Source organism: Microbacterium sp. SYP-A9085 (genome assembly GCF_009649635.1).
GTDB lineage: Bacteria > Actinomycetota > Actinomycetes > Actinomycetales > Microbacteriaceae > Microbacterium.
This window is the reverse complement of the sequence record NZ_WJII01000008.1, coordinates 1-25,357: the sequence shown is the minus strand read 5'-3', so window position 1 is coordinate 25,357 and position 25,357 is coordinate 1. Positions and strand designations below refer to the sequence as shown.

The 25,357-nt window shown below is 71.0% G+C and carries 27 protein-coding genes; 12 read left to right on the top strand and 15 right to left on the bottom strand.

The features are described 5' to 3' along the window. The first annotated feature begins 29 nt into the window (after positions 1-29). The gene (locus GH740_RS13530; RefSeq protein ID WP_253941435.1) at positions 30-1,124 is read left to right on the top strand and encodes an acyl-CoA desaturase; all 1,095 of its coding nucleotides are present in this window, start codon (positions 30-32) and stop codon (positions 1,122-1,124) included. Positions 1,125-1,179: 55 nt separating this feature from the next. After that, positions 1,180-1,338, top strand: a complete 159-nt coding sequence (locus GH740_RS13925) for a hypothetical protein (protein ID WP_172978384.1) — start codon at positions 1,180-1,182, stop codon at positions 1,336-1,338. 233 nt (positions 1,339-1,571) lie between these two features. On the opposite strand, the gene GH740_RS13525 is transcribed toward GH740_RS13925, so the two are convergent. Beyond that, complete coding sequence (locus tag GH740_RS13525) at positions 1,572-2,375, bottom strand: TrmH family RNA methyltransferase (protein WP_367641605.1); 804 nt, start codon at positions 2,373-2,375, stop codon at positions 1,572-1,574. 49 nt (positions 2,376-2,424) lie between these two features. Here GH740_RS13525 and GH740_RS13520 point away from each other — a divergent pair, with 49 nt between their 5' ends. Next, positions 2,425-3,252 carry a Sir2 family NAD-dependent protein deacetylase gene (locus tag GH740_RS13520; protein WP_153746634.1) on the top strand — a complete coding sequence of 276 codons (828 nt, stop codon included), beginning with the start codon at positions 2,425-2,427 and terminating at the stop codon, positions 3,250-3,252. A 71-nt stretch (positions 3,253-3,323) separates the two neighbouring features. Further along, complete coding sequence (locus GH740_RS13515; protein WP_367641604.1) at positions 3,324-3,941, top strand: histidine phosphatase family protein; 618 nt, start codon at positions 3,324-3,326, stop codon at positions 3,939-3,941. Positions 3,942-4,063: 122 nt separating this feature from the next. Here the strand turns inward: GH740_RS13515 and GH740_RS13510 are convergent, their stop codons facing one another. The 5 genes from GH740_RS13510 to GH740_RS13490 are packed head-to-tail and all read right to left on the bottom strand — an operon-like array spanning position 4,064 to position 10,022. Continuing rightward, the gene (locus GH740_RS13510) at positions 4,064-4,867 is read right to left on the bottom strand and encodes a CoA ester lyase (protein ID WP_367641603.1); all 804 of its coding nucleotides are present in this window, start codon (positions 4,865-4,867) and stop codon (positions 4,064-4,066) included. Further along, positions 4,864-5,340: a MaoC family dehydratase gene (locus tag GH740_RS13505; RefSeq protein ID WP_153746633.1), complete on the bottom strand. Its 477-nt coding sequence runs from the start codon at positions 5,338-5,340 to the stop codon at positions 4,864-4,866. The genes GH740_RS13510 and GH740_RS13505 overlap by 4 nt, the downstream gene beginning before the upstream one ends. Positions 5,341-5,345: 5 nt before the next feature. Further along, a complete protein-coding gene (locus GH740_RS13500) occupies positions 5,346-6,506 on the bottom strand; it encodes an acyl-CoA dehydrogenase family protein (protein WP_153746632.1) in 1,161 nt (386 codons plus the stop codon). Between the two features lie 7 nt (positions 6,507-6,513). Next, positions 6,514-8,439 (bottom strand): biotin carboxylase N-terminal domain-containing protein, encoded by a 1,926-nt coding sequence (locus tag GH740_RS13495; protein WP_367641602.1) that lies wholly within the window; start codon positions 8,437-8,439, stop codon positions 6,514-6,516. A 20-nt stretch (positions 8,440-8,459) separates the two neighbouring features. Further along, on the bottom strand, positions 8,460-10,022 hold the full coding sequence (locus tag GH740_RS13490) for a carboxyl transferase domain-containing protein (RefSeq protein ID WP_253941438.1): 1,563 nt from the start codon (positions 10,020-10,022) through the stop codon (positions 8,460-8,462). A 61-nt stretch (positions 10,023-10,083) separates the two neighbouring features. On the opposite strand from GH740_RS13490, the gene GH740_RS13485 reads away from it, so the two are divergent. Beyond that, positions 10,084-10,674: a TetR/AcrR family transcriptional regulator gene (locus GH740_RS13485; RefSeq protein ID WP_153746629.1), complete on the top strand. Its 591-nt coding sequence runs from the start codon at positions 10,084-10,086 to the stop codon at positions 10,672-10,674. Positions 10,675-10,697: 23 nt separating this feature from the next. Here GH740_RS13485 and GH740_RS13480 read toward each other — a convergent pair whose 3' ends face one another. Genes GH740_RS13480 through pdhA form a run of 3 tightly spaced genes read right to left on the bottom strand, consistent with a single transcriptional unit; the run spans position 10,698 to position 14,181 of the window. Next, positions 10,698-12,050: a dihydrolipoamide acetyltransferase family protein gene (locus tag GH740_RS13480; protein WP_367641601.1), complete on the bottom strand. Its 1,353-nt coding sequence runs from the start codon at positions 12,048-12,050 to the stop codon at positions 10,698-10,700. Next, entirely contained in the window at positions 12,047-13,057 is a 1,011-nt protein-coding gene (locus GH740_RS13475; RefSeq protein WP_153746628.1) for an alpha-ketoacid dehydrogenase subunit beta, read from the bottom strand. The genes GH740_RS13480 and GH740_RS13475 overlap by 4 nt, the downstream gene beginning before the upstream one ends. Continuing rightward, positions 13,054-14,181, bottom strand: coding sequence for a pyruvate dehydrogenase (acetyl-transferring) E1 component subunit alpha (pdhA, locus tag GH740_RS13470; RefSeq protein ID WP_153746627.1), 1,128 nt, complete (start codon positions 14,179-14,181; stop codon positions 13,054-13,056). The genes GH740_RS13475 and pdhA overlap by 4 nt, the downstream gene beginning before the upstream one ends. 164 nt (positions 14,182-14,345) lie before the next feature. Here pdhA and GH740_RS13465 point away from each other — a divergent pair, with 164 nt between their 5' ends. After that, a complete protein-coding gene (locus GH740_RS13465) occupies positions 14,346-14,819 on the top strand; it encodes an Lrp/AsnC family transcriptional regulator (protein WP_153746626.1) in 474 nt (157 codons plus the stop codon). A gap of 244 nt (positions 14,820-15,063) precedes the next feature. Here the strand turns inward: GH740_RS13465 and GH740_RS13460 are convergent, their stop codons facing one another. Beyond that, positions 15,064-15,942, bottom strand: a complete 879-nt coding sequence (locus tag GH740_RS13460; RefSeq protein WP_367641600.1) for an alpha/beta fold hydrolase — start codon at positions 15,940-15,942, stop codon at positions 15,064-15,066. Positions 15,943-16,008: 66 nt separating this feature from the next. On the opposite strand from GH740_RS13460, the gene GH740_RS13455 reads away from it, so the two are divergent. Beyond that, positions 16,009-16,716 (top strand): exonuclease domain-containing protein, encoded by a 708-nt coding sequence (locus GH740_RS13455; RefSeq protein WP_253941434.1) that lies wholly within the window; start codon positions 16,009-16,011, stop codon positions 16,714-16,716. A 63-nt stretch (positions 16,717-16,779) separates the two neighbouring features. Here the strand turns inward: GH740_RS13455 and GH740_RS13450 are convergent, their stop codons facing one another. From GH740_RS13450 to glgA, 3 genes are all read right to left on the bottom strand, one after another. Continuing rightward, on the bottom strand, positions 16,780-17,034 hold the full coding sequence (locus GH740_RS13450) for a type B 50S ribosomal protein L31 (RefSeq protein ID WP_153746624.1): 255 nt from the start codon (positions 17,032-17,034) through the stop codon (positions 16,780-16,782). A 62-nt stretch (positions 17,035-17,096) separates the two neighbouring features. Then, positions 17,097-17,900 (bottom strand): ABC transporter ATP-binding protein, encoded by an 804-nt coding sequence (locus GH740_RS13445; protein WP_153746623.1) that lies wholly within the window; start codon positions 17,898-17,900, stop codon positions 17,097-17,099. A 10-nt stretch (positions 17,901-17,910) separates the two neighbouring features. Next, a complete protein-coding gene (glgA, locus tag GH740_RS13440; protein WP_153746622.1) occupies positions 17,911-19,125 on the bottom strand; it encodes a glycogen synthase in 1,215 nt (404 codons plus the stop codon). 46 nt (positions 19,126-19,171) lie between these two features. Here glgA and GH740_RS13435 point away from each other — a divergent pair, with 46 nt between their 5' ends. Together GH740_RS13435 and serB are read left to right on the top strand one after the other, a co-directional pair. Continuing rightward, entirely contained in the window at positions 19,172-20,416 is a 1,245-nt protein-coding gene (locus GH740_RS13435) for a glucose-1-phosphate adenylyltransferase (protein WP_153746621.1), read from the top strand. A gap of 21 nt (positions 20,417-20,437) precedes the next feature. Continuing rightward, positions 20,438-21,070 (top strand): phosphoserine phosphatase SerB, encoded by a 633-nt coding sequence (gene serB / locus GH740_RS13430; protein WP_367641599.1) that lies wholly within the window; start codon positions 20,438-20,440, stop codon positions 21,068-21,070. Between the two features lie 7 nt (positions 21,071-21,077). On the opposite strand, the gene GH740_RS13425 is transcribed toward serB, so the two are convergent. Then, positions 21,078-21,788: a beta-ketoacyl-ACP reductase gene (locus GH740_RS13425; protein WP_153746620.1), complete on the bottom strand. Its 711-nt coding sequence runs from the start codon at positions 21,786-21,788 to the stop codon at positions 21,078-21,080. 113 nt (positions 21,789-21,901) lie between these two features. Between GH740_RS13425 and GH740_RS13420 the strand changes: the two genes are divergently transcribed. From GH740_RS13420 to GH740_RS13410, 3 genes are read left to right on the top strand one after another with little or no spacing between them, the layout of a single operon-like run. Beyond that, positions 21,902-22,276: a DUF3099 domain-containing protein gene (locus GH740_RS13420; protein ID WP_367641598.1), complete on the top strand. Its 375-nt coding sequence runs from the start codon at positions 21,902-21,904 to the stop codon at positions 22,274-22,276. Beyond that, a complete protein-coding gene (locus GH740_RS13415) occupies positions 22,273-22,497 on the top strand; it encodes a hypothetical protein (protein WP_153746619.1) in 225 nt (74 codons plus the stop codon). Before GH740_RS13420 ends, GH740_RS13415 begins: the two co-directional genes overlap by 4 nt. After that, a complete protein-coding gene (locus GH740_RS13410) occupies positions 22,494-23,417 on the top strand; it encodes an SURF1 family protein (RefSeq protein ID WP_367641597.1) in 924 nt (307 codons plus the stop codon). The genes GH740_RS13415 and GH740_RS13410 overlap by 4 nt, the downstream gene beginning before the upstream one ends. Before the next feature lie 15 nt (positions 23,418-23,432). Here the strand turns inward: GH740_RS13410 and abc-f are convergent, their stop codons facing one another. Then, entirely contained in the window at positions 23,433-25,031 is a 1,599-nt protein-coding gene (gene abc-f, locus GH740_RS13405; RefSeq protein ID WP_367641596.1) for a ribosomal protection-like ABC-F family protein, read from the bottom strand. Positions 25,032-25,357: the final 326 nt, after the last annotated feature.

Genomic DNA, 25,357 nt, shown 5'->3' with positions numbered 1-25,357 from the left:
GCGCCATCCGCTCTACGATCCACCGTCCGATGGGTGAGAAGCCCACGACGGGCGCGAGCGAGTTCACCGAACTCGCCCAGCGAGTGAGACAGAGCGGTCTGATGCGCCGCCGATACGGGTACTACTGGTCGAAGCTGATCGGCGCACCGATCGCCCTCGGCGGCTGCCTGGTGGCGTTCGTGTTCATCGGCGACACGTGGTGGCAGCTGTTCACCGCCGCTGTGCTGGCGATTGTCTTCACGCAGATCGCGTTCCTCGGGCACGATGCCGCGCACCGCCAGATCTTCGCCTCCGGCCGATGGAACGACTGGATCTGCCTGATCCTCGGTGATCTGCTCGTTGGGATGAGCTACGGATGGTGGCAGCACAAGCACACGCGGCACCATGCGAACCCGAACAAGCTCGGCTCCGACCCGGACCTCGAGTTGCCGGTCATCACCGTGACCGGAGAGCGCTCACGATGGCTGGCTGGTCCGCTGGGCCGGTGGATACGCGCGCACCAGGGCCTCTTCTTCTTCCCGCTCCTCCTCCTGGAGGGCGTCTCGTTGCACGCATCGGGGCTGCGGCGCATCGTGGGACGGCAGCATCTCGATCGACGTTGGGTGGAGATCGGCTTCATGGGGGTACGGCTGGTCGGCTTCACGACGCTCGTCTTCCTCGTGCTGTCACCTGGCATCGCGTTCGTGTTTCTCGTGGTCCAGCTGGGCATCTTCGGGTTCTACATGGGCGTCTCCTTTGCGCCGAACCACAAGGGCATGCCGGTGGTACCCCGCGACCGCACGCTCGACTTTCTGCGACGGCAGGTGATGATGAGCCGGAACATTCGGGGCAGCCGCTTCCTCGACGTCGCGATGGGTGGACTCAACTACCAGATCGAACACCACTTGTTCCCCTCGATGCCTCGCCCGCATCTGCGGCGCGCAGCGCCGCTGATCGCCGCCTACTGCGACGAGCACGCGGTCCCGTACACCCAGACGGGACTGTTCGCCTCGTACACCATCGTGGTGCGCTACATCAATCGCGTCGGTCTCGGCGAGCGGGATGTGTTCACCTGCCCGCTCATCGACCAGCGTCAGTTCGTGTCAAGCGGGTCTGCGGAGCGAACGGGTGACGGTCTCGGCTAGGCCATGAGTGTCAGAGGGGGTGTGATCAGCATCGCGATCGCGTACGGTGAGAGCCATGTGGACAGTACTCGTAATCCTGCTGGTCGTCTGGGCGGTTCTCGCCGTTGTCGGCTTTGCGCTCAAGGGACTGCTCTGGTTGGCGATCATCGGCATCGTCCTCTTCGTCGGGACAGTGATCTTCGGGCTCATCCGGAACCGTACTCGAAAGAGTTGACGCCGCGGCCGAGCGCGACGGCTTCACGCTCAATTTGCTCCCTGTGAGCATGTACATCTTGAGTCGGTAGCGTCCAGACATGAGGAAGCACCAGCAGTCTGACAAGAACTCGGGTCAAGCCGAGAATCCTCGACCACCCGCAGCGGCCAAGCGTGCCCGGTTTCTGAAACCGACCGCGATCCACTCACGCCGACCAGAAAACCATTGAGGGGCCAGTCCGCTCGCCCTTGCGATCAGACCCGCAGCGCCCACATCGCGACGGCAGCGGCTGCGGCGACGTTCAGCGAGTCGACGCCGCCGCGCATCGGGATCGTCACGACGGTGTCGGCGATGGCCGCCGCACGGCGGCTGAGCCCGTCGCCTTCGGCGCCGAGCATGAGCGCCACCTTCTCGGGCGGCGCGGCGGCGAACACGTCCAGCGGCACGGCGTCGTCGGCGAGCGCGAGGGCCGCGACGTGGAATCCCGCCGCGTGCAGCACGGCTCCCGCGGCGGGCCAGTCCGGGAGCCGGGTCCACGGCACCTGGAACACCGTCCCCATGCTCACCCGCACGCTGCGGCGGTAGAGCGGATCGGCGCACCGGGGCCCCACGAGCACGGCGTCGGCGCCGATCCCGGCCGCCGCACGGAACATTGCCCCCACGTTCGTATGGTCGACGATGTCCTCGAGCACGACGACGCGCCGTGCGCCGGCGAGGACGTCCTCGGGGGCGGGCAGCTCCGGCCGGTGCATGGCGGCGAGGATGCCGCGGTGCACCGCGTACCCGGTGAGCTGCTCGGCGACCGTCGCGGGCACGACGTAGACCGGGACATCGGGGTGGGCTGCCAGCAGCGCCGCGGCGTCCGGCATCCACTTCTCCTGGACCAGGGCGGATCGCGGGATGTGCCCCGCCGCGAGGGCGCGGGCGAGGACCTTCGCAGACTCGGCCATGTACAGGCCACCGGAGGGCTCGAGCTTCCGGCGCAGCGCGATGTCGGTGAGGTCCCGGTAGTCGGCCAGACGCGGATCGCGGGGATCGTCGATGCGGATCGGGAGCACCGTTCCAGGATGCCGCATCCGCGGCGTAGCCTGGTGCGCGGGGGTGCGGATGACGGGCGCTATCGAGGACGCCGTGGCGGTGCTGGCGGGTCGCCGCATCGCGGTCCTCACGGGCGCGGGCGTCTCGACGGATTCCGGCATCCCGGACTATCGCGGCGAGGGCGCGCCGGTGCGCACCCCGATGACCGTGCAGCACTTCCTCGCGTCCGAGCACGCCCGACGGCGGTACTGGGTGGGCAGCCACATGGGGTGGCGGCGGTTCTCCTCCGTGCTGCCGAACGGGGGGCATGCCGCCCTCGCCGCGCTCGAGCGTCGCCGCATCGCGACCGGTGTGATCACGCAGAACGTGGACGGCCTGCACCTCCAGGCCGGCTCGCAGCGGGTGGTGGAGCTGCACGGCACGATGCGCCGCGTGGTCTGCCTGCACTGCGGTCAGGTCTTCGACCGCCGAAATATCGCCGTGCAGATCGAGGCCGACAATCCGTGGCTGGTCGCCGGCGAGGACGCCGTACTGCTGCCGGACGGCGACGTACGCCCCGCGTCGGTCGACGGCTTCCGGCTCCCGGTGTGCTCGGTGTGCGGCGGGATGCTCAAGCCCGAGGTGGTGTTCTTCGGCGAGACGATCCCCGTGGGCCGGTTCGCCGGCGCCGAGCAGCTGGTCGCGGGCGCGGAGGCGCTGCTGGTGGCGGGCTCGTCGCTGGCGGTGAACTCCGGGATGCGGCTGATCCAGCGCGCGCACCGGCGCGAGCTGCCGATCGTAATCGTGAACCGCGGCCAGACCCGGGCCGACGCCCGCGCGGCGGTGAAGGTGGATGCCGGGACCAGCGACGTGCTGGCGGCGCTGGCCGAGCACCTGCCGGAGCCGGCGACTCCCTGAGCGACGAGCCCGCGCTTCGTCTCGCCGCGCCCGCTCAGGGATCTGGGATATGCCGCGGCTATCGTCGAAGGGTGACCTCCCTGATCTTCGTGCGCCACGGCGAGACCGACTGGAACCTGGCCGGACGCATTCAGGGCAGCTCCGACATCCCGCTCAACGACACCGGGCGCCGGCAGGCGCGCGAGGCCGCTGTGGATCTCCGCGGGCAGCTGGACGGCTCGGTCGCGATCGTGGCGAGCGACCTGGCGCGGGCGCGGGAGACCGCGGAGATCATCGCCGCCGAGCTCGCGCTGAACCCGCCCCGCCTGTACCGGCGGCTGCGGGAACGGGCGTACGGCGCCGGCGAGGGCAAGACCGTCGCGGAGGCGGCGGACCTGTGGGGTCCCTGGGGCACGGCGCAGGTGCCCGGCGCCGAGACCCACGACAAGCTGCGGCGCCGCGCGCTCGCCGCCGTGCACCGCGTCGTGCGGGACGTACGCCGCGCGACAGCGCCGGCCGCGGCATCCGTCATCGTCGTCGCGCACGGCGGACTCATCCGCGAGCTCGTGCGCCACGTGTCCGGCGGCGACCTTCCCGCGCCCGGCACCTCCCTGCCCAACGGCGGCGGCTACACGATGCTCTACGAACGGGAGGGTCTGCGCCTTGTCGACACGGCCCGCAGCGTGAGCTTCGCGCCCACCCCGCGCTAACAGCGGGCGCCCGGCGGCGGCATCCTCGGCCGAGCCGAGGGGATCGGCCCGCGCGAGGGCCGATCCGGGTCATTCGGCCCTCGCCTCGGCCATTCTCCTCGGCCGAGCCGAGGAGGGACGCCTCAGGCCCGCGCCATCACGGCCCGGGCGTGCCGCAGCACCGGCTCGTCGACCATGCGCCCGTCGAACGCGAACACGCCCCGCTCCCCCTCCGCGGCGGCGAGCACGGCACGCGCCCAGGCAAGCGTCTTCGCGTCGGGGCGATATGCGTCCCGCACTGTCTGCACCTGCGACGGGTGGATGCAGGCCGTCGCGGCGAACCCGCTGGCGGCGGCATCCCGGGCCTCCCGCTGCTGACCCTTCGCGTCGGTGATGTCCAGGTGCACCGCGTCGATCGCGGCCTTGCCGTGAGCGCCGGCCGCCAAGAGCACCCGCGACCGGGCGTGGCGGGCGATGTCACGGTACCGGCCGCTGTCCTTGCGGCTGGACGTGCCGCCCAGCGAGGCGACGAGGTCCTCGGCCCCCCACATCAGCGCGACGACGTTGGGCAGCGCCGCGATCTTCTCGGCGTTCGCGACGCCGCGCGCCGTCTCGCACAGCGCTATCACCCGCAGCCGCGGGTCCAGCCGGCCGATCTTCTTCGGCGATTCGGCCTTGGCGACCATGATCGTGCGGTAGTCGGTCTGCAGGACGGTGGACAGGTCGGATGCCGTGTGCTCGCCGCCGAGCTCGTTGACGCGGACGATCGTGCGGGCCGGATCGAGACGGCTCTCGATGACATGCCCGCGCGCGGCGACCTTGGCATCCGGCGCGACGGCGTCCTCCAGGTCGAGGATGACGGCGTCCGCCCGGTCCGCGGCCTTCGCGAACCGCTCCGGCCGGTCGGCCGGGCAGAACAGCAGGGCCGGGCCCATCGCGAGTGTCACGCCGACCCCTCGGGCAGGCACCACATCAGGGCGACGCGGGACACCGTGGCCACGACCGTGCCGTCCTGGTTGCGGCCGGTGTGCGTCATCGTCACGAGGCCCTGCCCCGGGCGCGACTTCGACAGTCGCTTCGAGACGATCTCGGTGTCGCCGTACAGGGTGTCGCCGGCGAACACCGGATGCGGGAAGGCGATGTCGGACAGGCCGAGCTGCGCGACGAGGGTCCCCTGCGTGATCTGCGCGACCGACATCCCGACCAGCGTCGCCAGGGTCCACATCGAGTTCATCAGCGGCTTGCCGAACGGCTGGGTGGCCGAGTACGCGGCATCCAGGTGCAGCGCCTGCGTGTTCATCGTCAGCGCCGAGAACAGCATGTTGTCAGCCTCGGTCACGGTGCGGCCGGGACGGTGCAGGTACCGGGCGCCGACCTCGCACTCCTCGTAGTACAGTCCGCGCTGCGTGATCTCGGTCATGACCGTCACGCTAGCCCGAGCGCGCGGGCGATCACCAGCAGCTGCACCTCGGTGGTCCCCTCGCCGACCTCGAGGATCTTCGAGTCGCGGTAGTGCCGGGCCACCGGATACTCGTTCATGAACCCGTTGCCGCCGAACACCTGGGTGGCGTCGCGGGCGTTGTCCATCGCCGCGTCGCCGGCGACGAGCTTCGCTATCGCCGCCTCGGTTTTGAACGGCTTGCCCGCGTCGCGCAGACGCGCCGCCTGGTGCCACGCGAGCCGCGCCGTGTGCACGCGCGCCTGCATCCGGGCGATCTTGAACTGCATCGCCTGCTTGGTCGCGAGGGACTGGCCGAACACCGTGCGGCTGTGCGCATAATCGACGGCCGCGTCCACGCACCCCTCGGCGGCACCGGTGGCCAGCGCGGCGATGGCGATGCGGCCCTCGTCGAGGATGTGCAGGAAGTTCGCGAAGCCCCGCCCCTGCGCGCCGAGCAGGTTCTCCGCGGGCACGCGCGCGTCCGCGAACGTCAGCGGGTGCGTGTCGGAGGCCCGCCAGCCGACCTTGTCGTATGCGGGCTCCACCGTGAAACCCGGGGTGCCGTTGGGGACGATGATCGTGGAGATCTCCTTGCGGCCGCCCCGCTCGCCGGTCACAGCGGTGACGGTGACGAAGCGGGTGATGGCGGTGCCGGAGTTCGTGATGAACTGCTTCGCCCCGTTGACGACCCACTGCCCGTCCTCGAGCCGCGCGGTGGTGCGGGTGGCACCGGCGTCCGAGCCGGCATCGGGCTCGGTGAGACCGAAGCCGGCGAGCGCACGGCCGGCCAGCAGGTCCGGCAGCAGCTCCCGCTTCTGCGATTCATTCCCGAACCGGAATACGGGCATGGCGCCGAGGCTCACGCCGGCTTCCAGCGTGATCGCCAGCGACTGGTCGACGCGGCCGATGGCCTCGATCGCGACGCCGAGCGCGAAGTAGTCGCCGCCCTGCCCGCCGTACTCCTCGGGGAACGGCAGGCCGAACAGCCCCATGTCGCCCATCTGCGCGACGACGTCCAGCGGCAGGGTGTGCGTGCGGTCGGCCTCGTAGGAGATCGGTGCGATGACGGTGTCTGCGAAGTCGCGGACCAGGCCGGCGAGTTCGCGCTCGTCGTCCGTCACGTCGTAGGTGGTGTACGTGTCCATGTGTCCTTCATTCCGATTCGGTGACGCGGGCGAGGATCTGTCCGCGGCGGACCTGGTCGCCGACGGCGACGGTGAGAGTGAGGATGCCGTCGTGCGGCGCCGTCACGGGATGCTCCATCTTCATCGCCTCAATCGAGACGATCCGCGCGCCGGCGCTCACGTGCGCGCCGTGCGGGGCGTGCACGGCGACGACCGCGCCGGGCATCGGAGCCCGCAGCTCGGGATCGGATGCCGCGTCGACGCGCTCCCGCTGAGCGAGCCGGTGCTCCATCGCCTGTCGGCGGGTGAGCGGGGTGAGGGCGCTGGTGACACCGTCGGCGTGCACCCAGACGGTGCCGTCCGGTGCCGCGACGGCGAGTGCCGCCGCCGCGCGGTCGCCCGGGTCCTGGGTCCGCGACGCGCTGACGACCTCGCCCGCCGAGGTCAGGAACGACTGCGCCGCATCCGGCGCGTCTGCACCGATCCGCCAGCCGGAGCGCGCCAGCCACAGCGGCGCGGCGTGGCTGCGCCCCGCCGAGGCGGGCACGACGGATGCCGCGGCATCCAGCGCTGCCCGGCTCGGCGCCGGATCGACGAACGCCGGCATCCGGTCGATGAGCCCGGTGTCCATCGCCCCCGCCTGCACGGCGGGGTCGGCCAGCAGCGTGCGCAGGAAGTCGACGTTCGACTCGACGCCGAACATCACGGTCTCGGCGAGGGCGGCATCCAGCGCCGCGAGCGCGTCCGCGCGGTCGGTGCCGTGGGCGATGACCTTCGCGATCATCGGATCGTAGTCGGCGGTGACGGTGCTGCCGGTCTCGACGGCGGCATCCGTGCGCACCCCGTCGGCGGCCCGCCAGACGAGCACGTCGCCAGTGGCGGGCAGGAAGCCGCGCGCGGGGCTCTCCGCGTACACCCGCGCCTCGACGGCGTGGCCGTGCAGTGTGACGTCGTCCAGCGCGAGCGGGGCGCCGGCGGCGATCCGCAGCTGCTGCTCGACGAGGTCGATGCCGGTGACGAGCTCGGTGACCGGGTGCTCGACCTGCAGCCGCGTGTTCATCTCCATGAAGAAGAACTCGTCGGGCCGGTCCGCCGACACGATGAACTCGACGGTGCCGGCGCCGGTGTAGGCGACGGATGCCGCGGCCGCGCAGGCCGCAGCGCCCAGGCGCGCCCGGGTGTCGGCGTCGATCAGCGGCGACGGCGCCTCCTCGATCACCTTCTGGTGGCGGCGCTGCAGCGTGCACTCCCGCTCGCCGAGGTGCATCACGCGTCCGTGCGTGTCCCCGAGCACCTGCACCTCGATATGGCGCGGACGCTGGATGAGGCGTTCGAACAGCAGCGTGTCGTCGCCGAAAACGGCGGTCGCGACCCGGCGCGCCGTCGCGACGGCGTCGGCGAGCTGCGCGACGTCGTGCACCTCCTGCATGCCCTTGCCGCCGCCGCCCGCGGACGGCTTGATCAGGAGCGGGAATCCGGCGGCGATCGCGGTGCGGGCTATCTCGTCGTCGGTCATCCCGGCCGCCGAGAACCCGGGGACGATCGGCACGCCCGACGCCGCGACGTGGTCGCGGGCCCGGATCTTGTCGGCCATCACCTCGAGCGCCTGCGCGCCCGGGCCGATGAACACTATGCCGGCGGCCGCGCAGGCCGCGCCGAACGCCGCGTTCTCGGAGAGGAACCCGTACCCGGGATGGATCGCCTGCGCCCCGGTGGCGCGGGCGGCGGCGATGATCGCGTCGATGTCCAGGTACGAGCGGGATGCTGCGGCCGGGCCTATCCGCACCGCCTCGTCCGCCTCCGTGACGTGCGGGGCCGCGGCATCCGCATCGCTGTACACCGCGACCGAGCGGATGCCCAGGCGCCGCAGCGTGCGGATCACGCGGCGAGCAATCTCGCCGCGGTTGGCGATGAGGACCGTATCGAACACTTCGTCTCGCTTCACTGATTCCACGCGCCGATCGCTCATGCCGCTCACATCCGGAACACGCCGAAGCGCGGCTCGGGCAGCGGCGAGCGGGAGACGACGTCCAGGGCCAGACCCAGCAGGTCGCGCGTGTCGGCGGGGTCGACGATGCCGTCATCCCACAGCCGCGCCGTCGCATAATAGGGGCTGCCCTGCTCCTCGTACTGCGCGCGGATCGGCGCCTCGAACGCGGCCTGGTCCGCGGCATCCCAGTCCTGACCGCGACGCTCGAGCTGGTCGCGCTTGACCGTGGAGAGGACGGATGCCGCCTGCGGGCCGCCCATCACGGAGATGCGGCTGGCCGGCCACGTCCACAGGAACCGCGGTGAGTATGCACGGCCGCACATCGAGTAGTTGCCGGCGCCGAACGATCCGCCGATCACGACCGTGAGCTTGGGCACCCGCGTGGTCGCGACGGCGGTGACCATCTTCGCGCCGTCCTTTGCGATGCCGCCGGCCTCGGCATCCCGACCCACCATGAACCCGGAGATGTTCTGCAGGAACAGCAGCGGGATGCCGCGCTGGTCGCACAGCTCGATGAAGTGCGCGCCCTTCAGCGCGGACTCGCTGAAGAGGACGCCGTTGTTGGCGACGATGCCGACCGGGTGGCCGTGGAGGCGGGCGAACCCGGTGACCAGCGTCGTGCCGTACTCCTTCTTGAACTCGTGCAGCTCGCTGCCGTCGACGAGCCGCGCGATGACCTCGCGCACGTCGTAGGGCTGGTTCACGTCGACGGGCACGACGTCGTACAGCTCGGCGGGATCGGCGTCGGGCGCCCGGGTCGGCAGGATCTCCCACGCCGGCTCGGCCGGCGCGGGCAGGGTGGCGACGATGTCGCGGACGATTTCCAGGGCGTGCTCGTCGTCCTCGGCGAGATGGTCGACGACGCCGGAGCGGCGCGCGTGCAGTTCTCCCCCGCCGAGCTCCTCGGCCGTGACGATCTCGCCGATCGCGGCCTTCACGAGCGGAGGACCGCCGAGGAAGATCGTGCCCTGGTTGCGCACTATCACGGTCTCGTCGCTCATCGCCGGGACGTACGCGCCGCCGGCCGTGCACGAACCGAGCACGGCGGCGATCTGGGGGATGCCGGCGGCGGAGAGCCGCGCCTGGTTGTAGAAGATGCGCCCGAAGTGGTCGCGGTCGGGGAACACCTCGTCCTGCATCGGCAGGAACGCGCCGCCGGAGTCGACGAGGTAGATGCACGGGAGCCGGTTCTCCAGCGCCACCTCCTGCGCGCGCAGGTGCTTCTTGACGGTCATCGGGTAGTACGTGCCGCCCTTGACGGTGGCGTCATTGCACACGACCATGACGTGCCGGCCGTGCACGAGGCCGATCCCGGCGATGACGCCCGCGGCGGGCGCGTGGCCGTCGTAGAGGCCGTCGGCGGCCAGCGGCGCCACCTCGAGGAACGGGCTGCCCTCATCCAGCAGCCGTGTCACGCGGTCGCGCGGCAGCAGTTTGCCGCGGCCGACATGCCGGGCGCGGGATGCCTCGGACCCGCCGAGTGCCGCAGCCTCGAGGCGCGCGCGCAGCTGTACGGCCAGGTCCCGCTGGGTGGCGGGTTCGCTCATGTCGGCTCCACGGATGTTAGTCTTCATTAACCGAATTCCAGGTTAGCGGGGGTTAACTCAGATGGCAACCACGCAGCGCGAGCGCGCGAAGTCCGATCGCCGATCGGCCCTGCTGCGAGAGGCGTCGCGCCTGTTCGCCGAGCGCGGCTTCGCGAGCGTCACGCTCGAGGAGATCGGTGCGGCGGTGGGCGTGAGCGGCCCCGCCGTGTATCGGCACTTCGCGAGCAAGCAGGCGCTGCTCGGTGCGATCCTCGTGGGGGTGAGCGAGGGACTGCACGACGGCGGGCAGACGGTGATCGAGGATGCCGCCGCCCCGGCCGACGCGCTGGAGGGGCTGATCCGGTTCCACGTCGCGTTCGCGCTGGACGACGCCGACGTCATCCGCGTGCAGGACCGGGATCTCGCGAGCCTCGCCGATGCCGACCGCCACCGGGTGCGGCGGCTGCAGCGCGAATACGTGGAGACCTGGGTCGAGGTGCTCCGCAGCATCCACCCCGACCGTGACGATGCGGACCTGCGCGTGCGCGCGCATGCCGTGTTCGGCCTCATAAACTCCACGCCGCACAGCGTCCGCGGCCTGCGCACCGCGCCGCCCGAGGGCGACGTGCGCGTGGTCCTCGAGCAGCTCGCCCGCGCGGCGCTGACCGCGTAGCCCGGTTCGGGGCGGCCGAAGGCTCAGCGCAGCAGCATGGCGCGGCCGGGCTGCTCCAGCACCCGGGCCACGTCGACGAGGAACCGCGAACCCTCCGCGCCGTCCACCAGCCGGTGATCGAACGAGAGGCTCAGCGTCATCACGTCGCGCAGCGCTATCTCGCCGTCATGTTCCCACGGACGGCGTTGCACCGAGCCGAGGCCGAGGATGCCGGCCTCCCCCGGGTTCAGGATCGGCGTGCCCGCCTCGACGCCGAACACGCCGAAGTTCGTGATCGAGAAAGTGCCGCCGGTCATCGCCGCGGGCGGGGTCTTCCCCGACCGGGCCACCTGTGCGAGGTCGCGGAGGGCGTCCGCGAGCTCGACGAGCGTCATGGCGTCGGCGTCCGGGATCACCGGGACGATCAGTCCGCGGTCGGTTGCGGCAGCGATCCCGAGATTCACGTAGTGGTGCTCGACGATCTCACCCGCCTCGGCGTCCCACTTCGCGTTCAGACTGACGTTGTGACCCAGCGCGAGGCACACCGCCTTCGCCGCCACGGCCATCACGCCGATGCGGTGGCCCTCCAGCGACCGGTCGGCCTTCAGCGACGCGACCAGGCGCATCGTCTCGGTGATGTCGACGGTGTGGAACGTCGTGACGTGCGGGGCGGTGAACGCACTGCGCACCATCGCCTCGGCGGTCACCTTGCGCACTCCGCGGATGGGGCGGCGGGTGACCCGCTCGTCGGGGCCGGGGCGGACGGATGCCGCGGCCGGCGCCGCGTCGGGCGCGGCCCCCAGTCCCACGCGTGCCGCGTACGCCTCGACGTCGGCGCGCGTGATCAGGCCCTTCACGCCGGTCGCCTCGATCAGCGCCAGGTCGATGCCGAGGTCCTTCGCGAACTTGCGCACCGGAGGCGTGGACCGGGGCCGCTCGAGGGGCTGTTCCAGCGGCTGCTCGACGATGGCGTCGTGCGGCGCCGCCTCCAGCACCGCGGTGTCGGCGCTGCGGGCATCGTCGGCGCGCGCGGCGCGGGCGCGCCGCTGCGGCCGGGCGGACTTGCGCGGGGCCGCCCCATAGCCCACCAGGTTCGGCGTCGCCTTCTCGTCCTCGGCGGCCTCCTGCGCGGCGGGTCGGGGCGCGACATCCTCCGCGCCCGCACCGCCGAACGTGATCAGCACCTCGCCCACCTCGACGACGTCGCCGGCGGCATGGTGCAGCTTCTGCACGGTCCCGGCGAACGGGCTCGGCAGCTCGATCACGGCCTTGGCTGTCTCGACCTCGGCGATGTTCTGGTTGAGGGCGACCTCGTCCCCTTCGGCGACGAGCCACGACACGAGTTCGGCGTCCGGAAGGCCCTCGCCGAGGTCGGGCAGGCGGAAGTCCTGGCTCACAGTTCGACTCCGGTCAGGCTGTTCGGACGGTCCAGCACGCGGTCGACGGCGTCGAGGATCCGGTCCAGATCGGGCACATGGTGCTTCTCGAGCTTCGCCGGCGGATACGGGATGTCCCACCCGGTGACCCGCACCGGCGGCGTCTCCAGGTGGTAGAAGCAGCGCTCCGTGACGCTGGCGATGAGCTCGGCGCCCATCCCCGCCTCGCGGGCGGCCTCGTGGGTGACGACCACCCGGCCGGTCTTGCGCACCGACGCGGTGACGGTCTTGTAGTCCACCGGGGACAGCGAGCGCAGGTCGATGACCTCGATCGAGATGCCGTCGTCCTCGGCCGCGGTCGCGGCATCCATCGCCGTCGACACCTGCGCGCCGTACGTGAGAAGGGTCACGTCGCTCCCGGGTCGTGCGACGCGCGCCAGCCCCATCGGGGCGGCGTCCGCAATGTCGCCGTCGAGGTCGACCTCGCCCTTCGTGTGGTACAGCCGCTTGGGCTCGAAGAACACCACCGGGTCGTCGCACGCTATCGCCTGGCGCAGCACGGTGTAGGCGTCCTGCGGGTTCGAGACCGCCACCACGCGCAGGCCCGCGGTGTGCACGAAGTACGCCTCCGGCGACTCCGAGTGGTGCTCGGCGGCACCCACACCGCCGGCCCAGGGGATGCGGATCGTGATCGGCATCTTCACGGCGCCCTGCGAGCGGTAGTGCAGCTTGGCGACGTTGGAGACGATCTGGTCGAACGCGGGATACACGAACCCGTCGAACTGGATCTCCACGACCGGGCGGTACCCGCGGTAGGCCAGGCCCACGGCGGTGCCCATGATGCCGGACTCGGCCAGCGGCGTGTCGACAACCCGCTGCGCGCCGAACTCGGTCTGCAGTCCGTCGGTGATGCGGAACACGCCGCCGAGCTTGCCGATGTCCTCACCCATGATGAGGACCTTGTCGTCGTCGCGCATCGCGCGGCGCAGCCCCTCGTTGAGGGCCTTCCCCATCGTGAGCTGGGTCATCGCGCGCTCTCCTCGGCGAAGCCGTCGAGGTAGGCGGCGAACCAGGTCTTCTCGTCCTCGAGCCCGGTGTGCGGCTCGGCGTAGACGTTGTCGAGGATGCTCAGCGCAGGCGCCGTGGTCATCGCCAGGCAGGTGCTGCGCACAGCGGCGGCGACCTCGTCGGATTCCGCGGCCACGGCGGCGGCGAACTCATCGTCGAACGCGTCCTGGCTGCGCAGGTATGCCTCGAGCCGGGCGATCGGGTCGCGGCGGCGCCAGCGCTCCACCTCGTCCTTGTCGCGGTAGCGGGTCGGGTCGTCGCTGGTGGTGTGCGGGCCCATCCGGTACGTCACAGCCTCGATGAACGCGGGGCCCTGGCCGGTGCGCGCATGGTCGAGGGCCCAGCGCATCGCCGCGGTGACGGCGAGCACGTCGTTGCCGTCCACCCGCATGCTGGGGATGCCGAAGCCCGGCGCCCGTCCGGCGATCGGCGCCGCGGCCTGAACGCCGACGGGCTCGCTGATCGCGTACTGGTTGTTCGTGCAGACGAACACGACCGGTGCGGTGTAGGACGCGGCGAACACCATCGCCTCGTTCACGTCGCCCTGGCTCGTCGCGCCGTCGCCGAACCACGTCGCGACGGCCTGGTCGGTGCCGTCGCGCTGGATGCCCATCGCGTAGCCGACCGCGTGCAGCGTCTGCGCGCCGATGATGATCTGCGGGATGGCGGCGCCGACCTCGTGCGGGTCGTAGCTGGAGTGCGCCTCGCCGCGCCATGCGCGGATGTATCCCTCCGGCCCCGCGCCCCGGGCGTACGTGACCCCGGTCTCGCGGTAGCTGGGGAAGGCGAAGTCGTCGGCACGCATCGCACGGGCGGTGCCGATCTGGGTGGCCTCCTGGCCCTGGCAGGGGGCCCACAGACCCACCTGGCCTTGGCGCTGCAGGGCCATTCCCTCGGCGTCGATCCTGCGCAGGACGACCATGTCCCGATACAGGTCCCGCAGTTGCGCCGTGTCCACGTCGGCCACCCACGGGTCGAGGTCGCGGTCGGCGATGCGCTCGCCCTCCGCGGTCAGCAGTCGCGCGACGTCGTCGACATCCTGTTTGAGGTCGGCTGTCGGAGTCAGGGTGTGCACCATCGTCATCCCTCCTTCTCGCGGGGCCCTCGTGGGGCGTTCCGCGTGATGAGCCGGCGTCGACGCCGGATACCGTGAGGGTACGTCGATATTGCACCTAGCTCAAGCTTCTTGGTCGATGCTGAGCATGTTGCGCAGAATTGCCCCACAGAATCGTGCTAGTGTTTCGCACTATGGCCCACCTGGACAGCGTCGACCTGGAGCTCCTGGCCACCCTCTCCCAGGAGCCGCGCGCCACCGTCGTCGCGCTCGCCGAGAAGCTCGGCATGAGCCGCAACACCGTGCAGGCGCGCATGGCGCGACTGGACCGCACCGGGGTGTTCCTCTCGTTCGAGCGGGCGATCTCCGCGAGTGCGCTCGGGTTCCCGATCGAGGCGTTCATCAGCGTCACCGTGCGGCAGGCGGATCTGCCCTACATAAAGGGCGAGCTGCACCACATTCCGGAGGTGCTGCAGGCCCACGGCCTGAGCGGCCAGATCGATCTGCTGGTCCTCGTCGCGTGCCGCGACACGCAGCACCTTTTCGACACGGATGCGCGCATCCTCGCTATCGAGGGCGTCGAGCGCACCGAGACATCCCTCGTGATGGGCGAGGTGATCGGCTACCGGGTGCGGCCGCTGATGGAACTCGCCCACGACGACCAGTAGTCGTCTCGTTGCCACACACGACGCCGACCGACGTGTCGCGGTCGGCTGATGTGTCGCAGAAGATGCGACCTCCGCAGCCCCGCAGCCGCAGGTTGTGTGACACGTCCACGAGCGTGTCGCACAATAGGCGACATCCCCGCCGCCGAGGCCGCACGCTGTGAGACACATCGCCGCGCGTGTCGCACAACATGCGACCTCTGCAGCCCCGAACCCGCAGGTTGTGTGACACGGTGGCGCAGCGCGGTCAGCGCAGGAACCGCTCGATGGCCTCGGCGGCGGGCGCCGGCGTCTCGTAGTGGATGAGGTGCCCGACAGCCGGGATCTCGATCAGCCGGGCGTCGGGGAACAGCCGCTGCAGCTCGCGCTGCTTGTGGATCGGCGTGATGTCGTCGCGGTCGGCCGCTATCAGCAGCGTCGGCTGGGAGATCTGCGCCGCGGATTCGCGGACGTCGTGCGACACGCTCGTGACGAAAGCATCGTGCAGGACGTCGCGGTCGGCGAACCGGGAGAAGTACGTGTCGTGCTGATCGTGCACGAAGCGCCGCAGCGCGGCATCCCGCGTCTTGACCATCGCGAGGCTCATCACCCGGACGATGAGCGGGTTGCGCAGCAGCGCCTCACCCAGTCGCGCGGGCAGCCTCGCCCCCAGCCGGTAGTAGAGGACGGCGAGCCGCGTGAACACCCCACGGGGTCCCTCCAGCGCCGGCGCGCCGATCGGGTTCACGAGGATCAGGCGGGGCGTCGGAAGCCCGGCAGCGACAGCGGCCGCCGCGACGATCGAGCCGAAGCTGTGCCCGAGCACGACGGCGCCCGGCGCCGCCGCGGCGGCGAACGCGGTGAGCCAGTCGACGTACGCGTCCAGGTCGTGCGCACGTCCGGGCAGCGGAGGCGTCTCGCCGAACCCGGGCAGGTCGGGAGAGACGAAGCGGACGCCCGGCAGCTGCGCCACGACGGGCTCGAGCCCGTGATGCTCCCCGCGGAAACCGTGCACCGCGAGGATCGTGTACGGCGCATCGTCGGGCCCATACACCCAGTACGCCGTCCGCGAGCCGAGCACCTCCGCCTCCTGCCGCTGCACCGGGATCCGGGCGAGCTGCGCAGCGTAGGGACTGGGGACGGTCACCACAGAAGTCTACGGAACCGGCATGCCGCGCGGTGGATGTCCGGAGGGTGCCATACCGTGGGCGGCATGGATCAGCTGCCCCTGTTCGACACCCCGGAATGGTCGCGCCGGGTGGGGGTGTTCGACCTGGAGACCACCGGCGTCGCCGTCGACCGCGACCGCATCGTGACCGCGCACGTCGGCGTCCTGGACGGGACAGGCGCGGTCCTGCAGGCGCGGAACTGGCTCGCCGACCCCGGCGTGGAGATCCCGGACGGCGCAGCGGCCGTGCACGGCGTGACGACCGCGCACGCGCGGGCCCACGGGTGGCCCGCCGCGGAGGTGGTCGCCGACGTGGCCGCCGCGCTGCGCGACCTGTTCGCCGCCGGCATCCCGGTCGTGGCCTACAACGCGCCGTACGACTTCTCGCTGCTCAAGCACGAATGCCGACGGCACGGCGTGGCCGAGATAGCCCGGCCGGAGCCCGTGATCGACCCGCTCGTGCTGGACAAGACGTTCGACCGCTACCGTCCGGGCAAGCGCACGCTCACCGCGGTGGCCGCGCACTACGCGGTGCGGCTCGAGGACGCGCATGAGGCGGCAGCCGACGCGGTCGCCGCCGGCCGGGTGGCCCTTGCCCTCGCCGAGCGGTTCGCCCCGGTCCTGCCGGCCACCGTCGCCGAACTGCACACCCGGCAGATAGGGTGGGCGCGCGATCAGGCGGAGAGCCTCACCGAGTACTTCACGCGGATCGGGCGCATCGACGCGGTCGACGGCAGCTGGCCGATCCGCTGATCCGCACCCGGACGCGACGAAAGCCCCGCCGGAGCAGGGCTTTCATCAGGTCGGAGGATGCCGTTACTTGGCGCCGCCGAAGCCCTTGAAGCGCTGGTTGAACTTCTCGACACGACCGGCCGAGTCGAGGATGCGCTGCTTGCCCGTGTAGAACGGGTGCGACGCCGACGAGATCTCGACGTCGATGACGGGGTACTCGACACCGTCGAGCTCGACAGTCTTGTCGCTGGACGCCGTCGAACGGGTCAGGAAGGTCTCGCCCGAGCCCAGGTCACGGAACACGACGGCGTGGTAGTCGGGGTGGATGTCAGTCTTCATTGGGATTCCTTGCGAGAGCGGAAGGGAAATCTGCGGCGCCGAGGCACCAAGGGACGATTCTATCAGTCGCCGGCCGGGTTCTGCGACGCGGCCCGTGCCGCGTAGCGTCCGTCGTCCATGCTCAGGGCGATCGGCATCCCGAACGTGCTGCTGAGGTTCTCCGCGGTGAGGGTCGTCTCGAGCGGTCCGGATGCCACGACCCCGCCCTCCCGCAACAGCAGGACATGCGTGAACCCGACCGGGATCTCCTCGACGTGGTGGGTGACCATCACCATCGCGGGCGTGGTCGGCGCCTGCGCGTAGCCGCCGAGCAGCTGCAGCAACTCCTCCCGCGCGCCGAGGTCGAGGCTGGCGCTGGGCTCGTCCAGCAGCAGCAGCTCCGGGTCGGTCATCACCGCGCGGGCTATCTGCACGCGCTTCTGCTCGCCCTCCGACAGCGTCCCGAACGTGCGGTCGGCGAGCTGGTCCAGCCGCCACTCGGCGAGCACGCGCAGCGCCCGGCGCTCGTCGATGTCCTCGTACGCCTCGTTCCAGCGGCCGAGCACCGAGTACGCCGCCGTCATCACGACGTTGAGCACCGTCTCCTCCGGCGGCACCCGGCGCGCCATCGCGGAGGACGCGAAGCCGATCCGCGGACGCAGCTCGAACACGTCGGTGCGGCCGAGCCGCTCATCGAGGATCATGACGGCGCCGCTCGTGGGATGCAGCAGGGCAGCCGCCAGCTGGAGCACCGTGGTCTTACCCGCCCCGTTGGCCCCGAGGACCACCCAGCGCTCGTCGCCCTGCACGGACCAGGTCACCTGATCGACGATGTTCCGGGCGTTTCTGCGGACGACGACGTCGGAGAACTCGAGGACCTGTGGCATGGCATCCAGCCTATCGGCCGGAGCCCGTCACCTCCGTGTACAGCGCGGCCGTCTGCCGGGCTATCGTCGCCCAGCTGAACTCGTCCGCGGCACGCTGCCGGCCCGCGTGTCCGAGGGCCGCCGCCCGGTCCGGATCCCCCGTCACCTCGGTCAGCGCGGCCGCCAGGTCGGCGACGAAGCGATCCGGGTCGTTGGGCGTACCGGTGCCGTCCGCGGCCTGGTCGATGGGCACCAGTCGGCCCGTGGTCCCGTCGACGACCACCTCCGGGATGCCGCCGGTCGCGGTTCCGACCACGGCGGCGCCGCACGCCATCGCCTCGAGGTTCACGATGCCCAGCGGCTCGTACACGGAGGGGCACACGAAGGCGGTGGCCGCGGTCAGGATTGTGCACAGCTCGTGGCGCGGCAGGAACTGCTCGATCCAGACCACTCCGTTGCGGGTGTGCTGCAGCCGGTGCACCAGGCCGTGCACCTCCTCCATGATCTGCGGGGTGTCCGGGGTGCCCGCGCACAGGATCACCTGCACGTCCGGCGGCAGTAGCTCGGCAGCGCGCAGGAAATACGGAAGGCCCTTCTGCCGCGTGATCCGCCCGACGAACACGACCGACGGCCGCGCGGGGTCGATGCCGTAACGGGCCAGCACGTCGGGATCCTCGGTGGGATGCCACGCGTTCACGTCGATGCCGTTGTAGATGACTCGCACCCGGCGCGGATCCAGGGACGGGTAGCTGCGCAGGATGTCGGAGCGCATGCCGTCGCTGACCGCGATCACGGCGGCCGCCCCCTCGTATGCGGCGCGCTCGACGAAGCTGGACACGGCGTATCCGCCGCCGAGCTGTTCGGCCTTCCACGGCCGCAGCGGCTCCAGGCTGTGCGCGGTGACGATGTGCGGGATGCCGTGCAGCAGCGACGCGAGGTGACCGGCGAAATTCGCGTACCAGGTGTGCGAGTGGACGACGTCGGCGCCGACCACGTCGGGGATGATCTCCAGGTCCGTGCCGAGAGTCTGGATCGCGGGGTTCGTCCCGCGCAGATCGTCGGGGACCGCGTAGGAGCTGGTTCCGCGTTCGTCGCGCAGCCCCCCGAACGCGCGGACCCGGACATCCAGGGGTCCGGCGCCCTCCGCACCCAGGACCCGCAGCGCCTTCACGAGCTCGGCGACGTGGACGCCGGCGCCGCCGTAGATCTCCGGCGGGTACTCCTTCGTCACGACGTCGACGCGCATGTCTGGAACGCTAGTACAGGCGGGAACCGGGGAATAGTGTGGTGCCATGCCAGCCGCACCAAAGGTCTTCGGAATCATCCTCGCGGGTGGTGAAGGCAAGCGCCTGATGCCCTTGACAGCGGATCGCGCGAAGCCCGCCGTGCCGTTCGGGGGCCAGTATCGGCTGATCGACTTCGCGATCTCGAACCTCATCAATTCGGGGTTGCGGCAGCTCGTGGTGCTCACCCAGTACAAGTCGCACAGCCTCGACCGGCACATCTCGCAGACGTGGCGGATGTCGGCGCTGCTGGATGCTTATGTCACGTCGGTGCCGGCCCAGCAGCGGCTCGGGAAGCGGTGGTTCTCCGGGTCGGCGGACGCGATCCTGCAGAGCCTGAACCTCATCAACGACGAACAGCCCGACATCGTCATCGTCGTCGGCGCCGACCACGTGTACCGGATGGACTTCCGGCAGATGCTGGATGCGCACCTGGCATCCGGAGCGCGCGCCACGGTCGCCGGCATCCGGCAGCCGACCGCGCTCGCGCACCAGTTCGGGGTGATCGACGTCGATCCGGAGCATCCCGGACGCATCCGCGACTTCCTCGAGAAACCGCAGAACGCGACCGGGCTCACCGACGCGCCGCACGAGATCCTCGCGTCGATGGGCAATTACATCTTCGACGCGAACGCGCTCATCGAGGCGGTCACCGTGGACGGCGAGATCGCCACGAGCAACCACGACATGGGCGGCGACATCATCCCGTACTTCGTCGCACGCGGCGAGGCCGGCGTGTACGACATGAAGCTCAACGAGGTCCCCGGCTCCACGGACCGGGATCGGTCGTACTGGCGGGATGTCGGGACCATCGACTCGTTCTTCGATGCGCACCGGGATCTCATCTCGACGCTGCCGATTTTCAACCTGTACAACACGGACTGGCCGATCCACTCGCAGACCGTCAACTCGCCGCCGGCGAAGTTCGTCCGCGACTCGGTGGGGCGGATCGGGAACGCCATCGACTCGATAGTGTCCCTGGGCTCGGTGCTGTCCGGGACGCATCTGGAGCGCAGCGTCGTGGGCCCGTGGACCCTCGCCGGCGGAGGCTCCACAATCACCGACGCGGTGCTGTTCGACCACGTCCGAGTGGGCCAGGGCGCCCGCGTGCATCGGGCAATCCTCGACAAGAACGTGGTCCTCGCCGACGGCGCGACGGTGGGCGTGGACCGGGAGCGCGACCTGGACCGCGGGTTCACGGTCACCGACTCCGGTATCACCATCGTCGGCAAGGGCACGCACGTCGCCGCCTGAGCGCCCCGGTACTGTGGACGCGTGCCCGCGCGTCTCCTCCTCGTCCTCGATGCCGACTCCACCCTCATCCGGAACGAGGTGATCGAGCTGATCGCCGACGAGGCCGGGCGCGGCGCGGAGGTGGCGGCGGCCACCGAGGCGGCGATGCGCGGCGAGGTCGACTTCGCGACGAGTCTGCGCTCGCGCGTCGAGGCGCTGCGCGGAGTGCCGCTGGCCGCGTTCGCCCGCGTGCTGGCGCGCATCGAGCCGACGCCCGGTGCACGCGAGCTGATCGACGCCGTGCACGCGCGCGGCGGCATCGTCGGTGTCGTCTCCGGCGGGTTCCACGAAGTGCTCGATACCGTGGCGCCGCAGCTGGGCGTGGACGTCTGGCGCGCGAACCGGCTGCACGCCGCCGACGGCGTCCTGACCGGGCGGGTCGACGGAGGGATCGTGGATGCCGCCGGCAAGGCCGCCGCGCTGGGCGAGTGGGCGGCCGAGCACGGCGTGCCCGCGTCGCGCACCGTGGCGGTCGGCGACGGGGCGAACGACCTGCTGATGATGGCCGCCGCGGGGCTGGGCGTCGCCTTCAACGCGAAGCCGGCGGTGCGCGCGCAGGCGGATCTCGTGATCGGCCCGGTCGACCTCGCTCAGGTGGTGCCGCTGCTGCCCTGACGCGGCGTCAGTGCCCCATCCCGAGTCCGCCGTCCACGGGGATCACGGCGCCGGAGATGTAGGCGGCCTCGTCGGATGCGAGCCACGCCACCACGCCGGCGACCTCGCTGGGCTGTGCATACCGGCCGGCGGGGATCGCCTTCTTGTACTCCGCCTTCGTGTCCTCCGGCAGCTCCGCCGTCATCTCCGTCTCGATGAAGCCGGGGGCGACGACGTTCGCGGTGATCGCCCGGCTGCCGAGCTCGCGCGTCAGGGACCGGGCGAAGCCGACGAGGCCCGCCTTCGAGCTGGCGTAGTTGATCTGCCCGGCCGAGCCGTACAGGCCCACGACCGACGAGATGAGGATGACGCGGCCCCAGCGGGCGCGCAGCATCCCCTTCGCCGCCCGCTTGACGACCCGGAACGCGCCGCCGAGATTCGTGGACACGACGGTGTCGAAGTCGTCCTCGGTCATCCGCAGCAGCAGCGTGTCCTTCGTGATGCCGGCGTTCGCCACGACAATGGCGACCGGACCGAGCCTGTCCTCGACCTCGGTGAAAGCGGCGTCCACGGCGTCCGCGTCGGTGACATCGGCGCGGACGGTGAGCGTGCCGGCGGGGCCCTCGCCCGACCGCGCGGTGACCGCGACCCGGTAGCCGTCGGCCACGAACCGCTCCGCTATGGCGCGGCCGATTCCGCGGTTGCCGCCGGTGATCAGGACGACACGGTCTTCAGGCATGGATGACTCCGGAAGGGGATGGGGCGGATGCTCGCACCAGCCTAACCGGGCGGTGCTTCCGACCCCGCACCGACGGCGATCGATCCCGGTCCGCGGCGTAGTCTGGAGGGATAGTGAAGACGACTCCGCACCCACAGTCCGCGACATCCCTCCCCCGCGCTCCGCGCGACGAGGTCGGCTCGCGCTCTGCGCGCTACCTGATCATGATGGCGGTACGCGTGGCGTGCTTCGTCCTCATGGTCTTTATCCAGCCGTTCGGCTGGTACACGTGGGTGTTCGGCGCCGGCGCCATCTTCCTCCCGTACATCGCGGTGGTGCTGGCCAACGTCGGCCAGGACTCGAAGTCCGTGACGGCCGTGCCCCCCGAGCGGGCGCTGCCCGCGGCGCCGTCCACGCCGTCGATCCCCCCGGTGATCCGGGTCGCCGAGACCCCTGCGGTGGAGCCGAGCGACGGCGAGCCGCCCGCCCCGCCGCAGGACAAGGCATGACCGACGCCGCACAGACGCCGATCTGCTCGCGCGCAGGCTGCCGGGCCGCCGCCACCACCCAGGTCGTGTGGCGCAATCCGCGCATCCACGCCGCGGGCCGCCGCAAGGTGTGGCTCGCGTGCGACGAACACGTCGACTACTTGCGCGACTACCTCGCCGCCCGCCGCTTCCCCGTCGCCGTCGAGCCGTTCCCCTCCGCCCGCCCCGAGGAGTCCCCGTGAGCAGACGACACACCGCCCCTGCCGCCGTCCGCTGGACGGCGTACATCGGCGTGGCAGTCGTGTTCGCCATCGCCTGCGCGTTCCTGGCGAACTGGCAGCTGACCAAGAACGCGGCCCGCACCGACCAGCTGGCCTTGATCGCCCGCAACTACGACGCCGCGCCGGTGGCGCTGGCGGACGTGCTCGACCCGCAGGAGGCGCTGCCGGCCGACCTCAAATGGCGTCCCGTGACGCTGACCGGGACGTACCTCGCGGACCGGCAGCTGCTGGCCCGCAACCGCGTGCACGGCGGCACCGCCGCATACGAGATCCTCGTTCCCTTCCGGCTGACCGACGGCCGCGTGTTCCTCGTCGACCGCGGCTGGGAGCCGCCGGGCAACCGGCAGCCGCGACCGGACAGCATCCCGGATGCCCCCACCGGCACCGTCACGGTCGTGGCCCGGCTGCTGCCCGGCGAGGGGCTGCCCGCGTCCGGGGCGGCTGCGCCCGCCGGCGAGGTGCCGTCACTGCACCTGCCCCTGATAGCGCAGCGCATCGGCGGCGCCGACGGCAGCGCTCTGTACCGGGGCGCGTACGGGCAGCTCGTGTCCGAGGACCCCGCGCCCGCGTCGGCCCCGCAGGCGTTCGAGTCGCCGTCGGAGGATCCGGGGCCCTACCTGTCGTACGGCATCCAGTGGATCCTGTTCGCCGTGATGGGGTTCATCTTCATCTGGTACGTGATCCGCTCCGAGCGTCGCATCCACCGTGAAGAGGCCGAGGACGCAGCCGCAGTGGCGGCGCTGGCGGCGACCGACCCGGAGGCCGCCGCGGCGCTGCAGGCCGAGACATCCGCCCGCCGCGTCCGGGAGCGGCGCGCGGCGCGGCGCGACCGCGACGCGCAGGACGAGGACGCGCTGCTGGATCGCTCCGGCGGCCGGTGACGCCGGAGCCCCCGGCTAGGCCAAGGTGACGAGGTCGACGTAGTCGCGGCCCCAGATGTCCTCGACGCCGTCGGGGAGGATCAGCACGCGCTCCGGGTTGAGCGCCTGCACGGCGCCCTCGTCGTGCGAGACGAGCACCACGGCGCCCTCGTAGTGCGCGAGCGCACCGAGGATCTCGTCGCGTGAGGCCGGGTCCAGGTTGTTCGTGGGCTCGTCGAGCAGGAGGACGTTCGCGCTGGAGACCACGAGCGTGGCCAGCGACAGCCGCGTCTTCTCGCCGCCGGAGAGCACCCGGGCGGGCTTGAGCACGTCGTCACCGGTGAAAAGGAACGAGCCGAGCACCTTGCGCGCTTCGGTGGCGGTGATGTCCGGCGCCGCCGACATCATGTTCTCCAGCACGCTGCGCTGCACGTCGAGGTTCTCGTGCTCCTGCGCGTAGTAGCCGATCTTCAGCCCGTGTCCCGGCTCGACCTGTCCGGTGTCGGGGCGGTCGACGCCGGCGAGGATCCGCAGCAGCGTCGTCTTGCCGGCGCCGTTCAGGCCCAGCACGACGACCTTCGAGCCGCGGTCGATCGCCAGGTCGACGTCGGCGAAGATCTCCAGCGAGCCGTATGACTTCGACAGGCTGGATGCCATCAGCGGCGTCTTGCCGCACGCGGCCGGCTTCGGGAAGCGGAGCTTGGCGACCCGGTCGACGGCGCGCACCTCGTCCAGGCCGCTGAGCAGCCGTTCGGCGCGCGCCATCATCTGGTGCGCGGCGGCGGCCTTCGTCGCCTTGGCGCCGAACTTGGCCGCCTGCTGCTGCAGCGCCGTCGCCTTCTTCTCGGCGTTCGCGCGCTCCTTCTTGCGGCGCTCCTCGTCCGCCACACGCTGACGCTGATAGTTGCGCCAGCTCATGTTGTAGATGTCGATCACCTGGCGGTTCGCGTCCAGGTAGAACACGCGGTTCACGGTCTCGCCGACAAGCTCCACGTCATGGCTGATGACGATCAGCCCGCCCTTGTAACCCTTCAGGAACTCGCGCAACCAGACGACGCTGTCGGCGTCGAGGTGGTTCGTGGGCTCGTCGAGGATCATCGTCTCGGCGTCCGAAAAGAGGATGCGCGCCAGCTCGATGCGGCGACGCTGACCGCCGGACAGCGTGCGCAGCGGCTGATCGAGGATCCGGTCCGGCAGCGACAGGTTGTGGGCGATCGAGGCGGCCTCGGCCTCGGCCGAGTAGCCGCCGAGGGCCTCGAAGCGCTCGGTGAGGTTCGCATACTTGCGCATCGCGCGGGCCGCGACATCCGCGTCGTCCGACGCCATCCGCTCGGAGGCGTCACGCATCCCCACCTGCAGGGTCCCAAGCCCCCGAGCGTCGAGGATGCGGGTGCGGGCGAGCATGTCCGGGTCTCCGGTGCGCGGATCCTGTGGCAGGTATCCGAGCTCCCCGACGCGGTCCACGGTGCCCTCCGCGGGCAGCAGGTCGCCGGCGAGCACCTTCGTCAGGGTCGTCTTGCCCGCGCCGTTGCGCCCGACCAGCCCGATCTTGTCGCCGGCGGCCACACGGAACGACACACCCGACATCAGGGTGCGCGCGCCCACGCGGATCTGCAGGTCGTGCACGGCAAGCACAGCGGACGTCCGTTTCTGTCGGGTGGTGGAGGGGCCGAGGGGCCAGCCTCCCAGTATACGAGGCGCGGAAGGCGGTCACCGGCGGTCCATCACCGTCGCCCTGTCGCCGCATCACTACTGGCGGCTCGGTCGCGCGGAGTCCTGACGCCGGGTCGCGCCCTCCCCGGGCGTCGAGATTGCGCAAACGACGAAAAGTCGGGGGCGGTTTCAGGATGCCAGTGCAACGCTGACTAGTTCGTCTAGTTTCTCAGCAGGGGTGTGGAATCCGAGGGTTTGGCGTGGCCGGCCGTTGAGGAGTCGTTGCGTGTTGGCGAGGTCGGTGTCGT

Bases quoted from the DNA above. Each gene is read 5' to 3' on its own strand.
- GH740_RS13530 (WP_253941435.1), top strand. From the start codon at position 30: ATGGGTGAGAAGCCCACGACGGGCGCGAGCGAGTTCACCGAACTCGCC.
- GH740_RS13925 (WP_172978384.1), top strand. From the start codon at position 1,180: ATGTGGACAGTACTCGTAATCCTGCTGGTCGTCTGGGCGGTTCTCGCC.
- GH740_RS13520 (WP_153746634.1), top strand. From the start codon at position 2,425: ATGACGGGCGCTATCGAGGACGCCGTGGCGGTGCTGGCGGGTCGCCGC.
- GH740_RS13505 (WP_153746633.1), bottom strand. From the start codon at position 5,340: ATGACCGAGATCACGCAGCGCGGACTGTACTACGAGGAGTGCGAGGTC.
- GH740_RS13500 (WP_153746632.1), bottom strand. From the start codon at position 6,506: ATGGACACGTACACCACCTACGACGTGACGGACGACGAGCGCGAACTC.
- GH740_RS13490 (WP_253941438.1), bottom strand. From the start codon at position 10,022: ATGAGCGAACCCGCCACCCAGCGGGACCTGGCCGTACAGCTGCGCGCG.
- GH740_RS13485 (WP_153746629.1), top strand. From the start codon at position 10,084: ATGGCAACCACGCAGCGCGAGCGCGCGAAGTCCGATCGCCGATCGGCC.
- GH740_RS13475 (WP_153746628.1), bottom strand. From the start codon at position 13,057: ATGACCCAGCTCACGATGGGGAAGGCCCTCAACGAGGGGCTGCGCCGC.
- pdhA (WP_153746627.1), bottom strand. From the start codon at position 14,181: ATGACGATGGTGCACACCCTGACTCCGACAGCCGACCTCAAACAGGAT.
- GH740_RS13465 (WP_153746626.1), top strand. From the start codon at position 14,346: ATGGCCCACCTGGACAGCGTCGACCTGGAGCTCCTGGCCACCCTCTCC.
- GH740_RS13455 (WP_253941434.1), top strand. From the start codon at position 16,009: ATGGATCAGCTGCCCCTGTTCGACACCCCGGAATGGTCGCGCCGGGTG.
- GH740_RS13450 (WP_153746624.1), bottom strand. From the start codon at position 17,034: ATGAAGACTGACATCCACCCCGACTACCACGCCGTCGTGTTCCGTGAC.
- GH740_RS13445 (WP_153746623.1), bottom strand. From the start codon at position 17,900: ATGCCACAGGTCCTCGAGTTCTCCGACGTCGTCGTCCGCAGAAACGCC.
- glgA (WP_153746622.1), bottom strand. From the start codon at position 19,125: ATGCGCGTCGACGTCGTGACGAAGGAGTACCCGCCGGAGATCTACGGC.
- GH740_RS13435 (WP_153746621.1), top strand. From the start codon at position 19,172: ATGCCAGCCGCACCAAAGGTCTTCGGAATCATCCTCGCGGGTGGTGAA.
- GH740_RS13425 (WP_153746620.1), bottom strand. From the start codon at position 21,788: ATGCCTGAAGACCGTGTCGTCCTGATCACCGGCGGCAACCGCGGAATC.
- GH740_RS13415 (WP_153746619.1), top strand. From the start codon at position 22,273: ATGACCGACGCCGCACAGACGCCGATCTGCTCGCGCGCAGGCTGCCGG.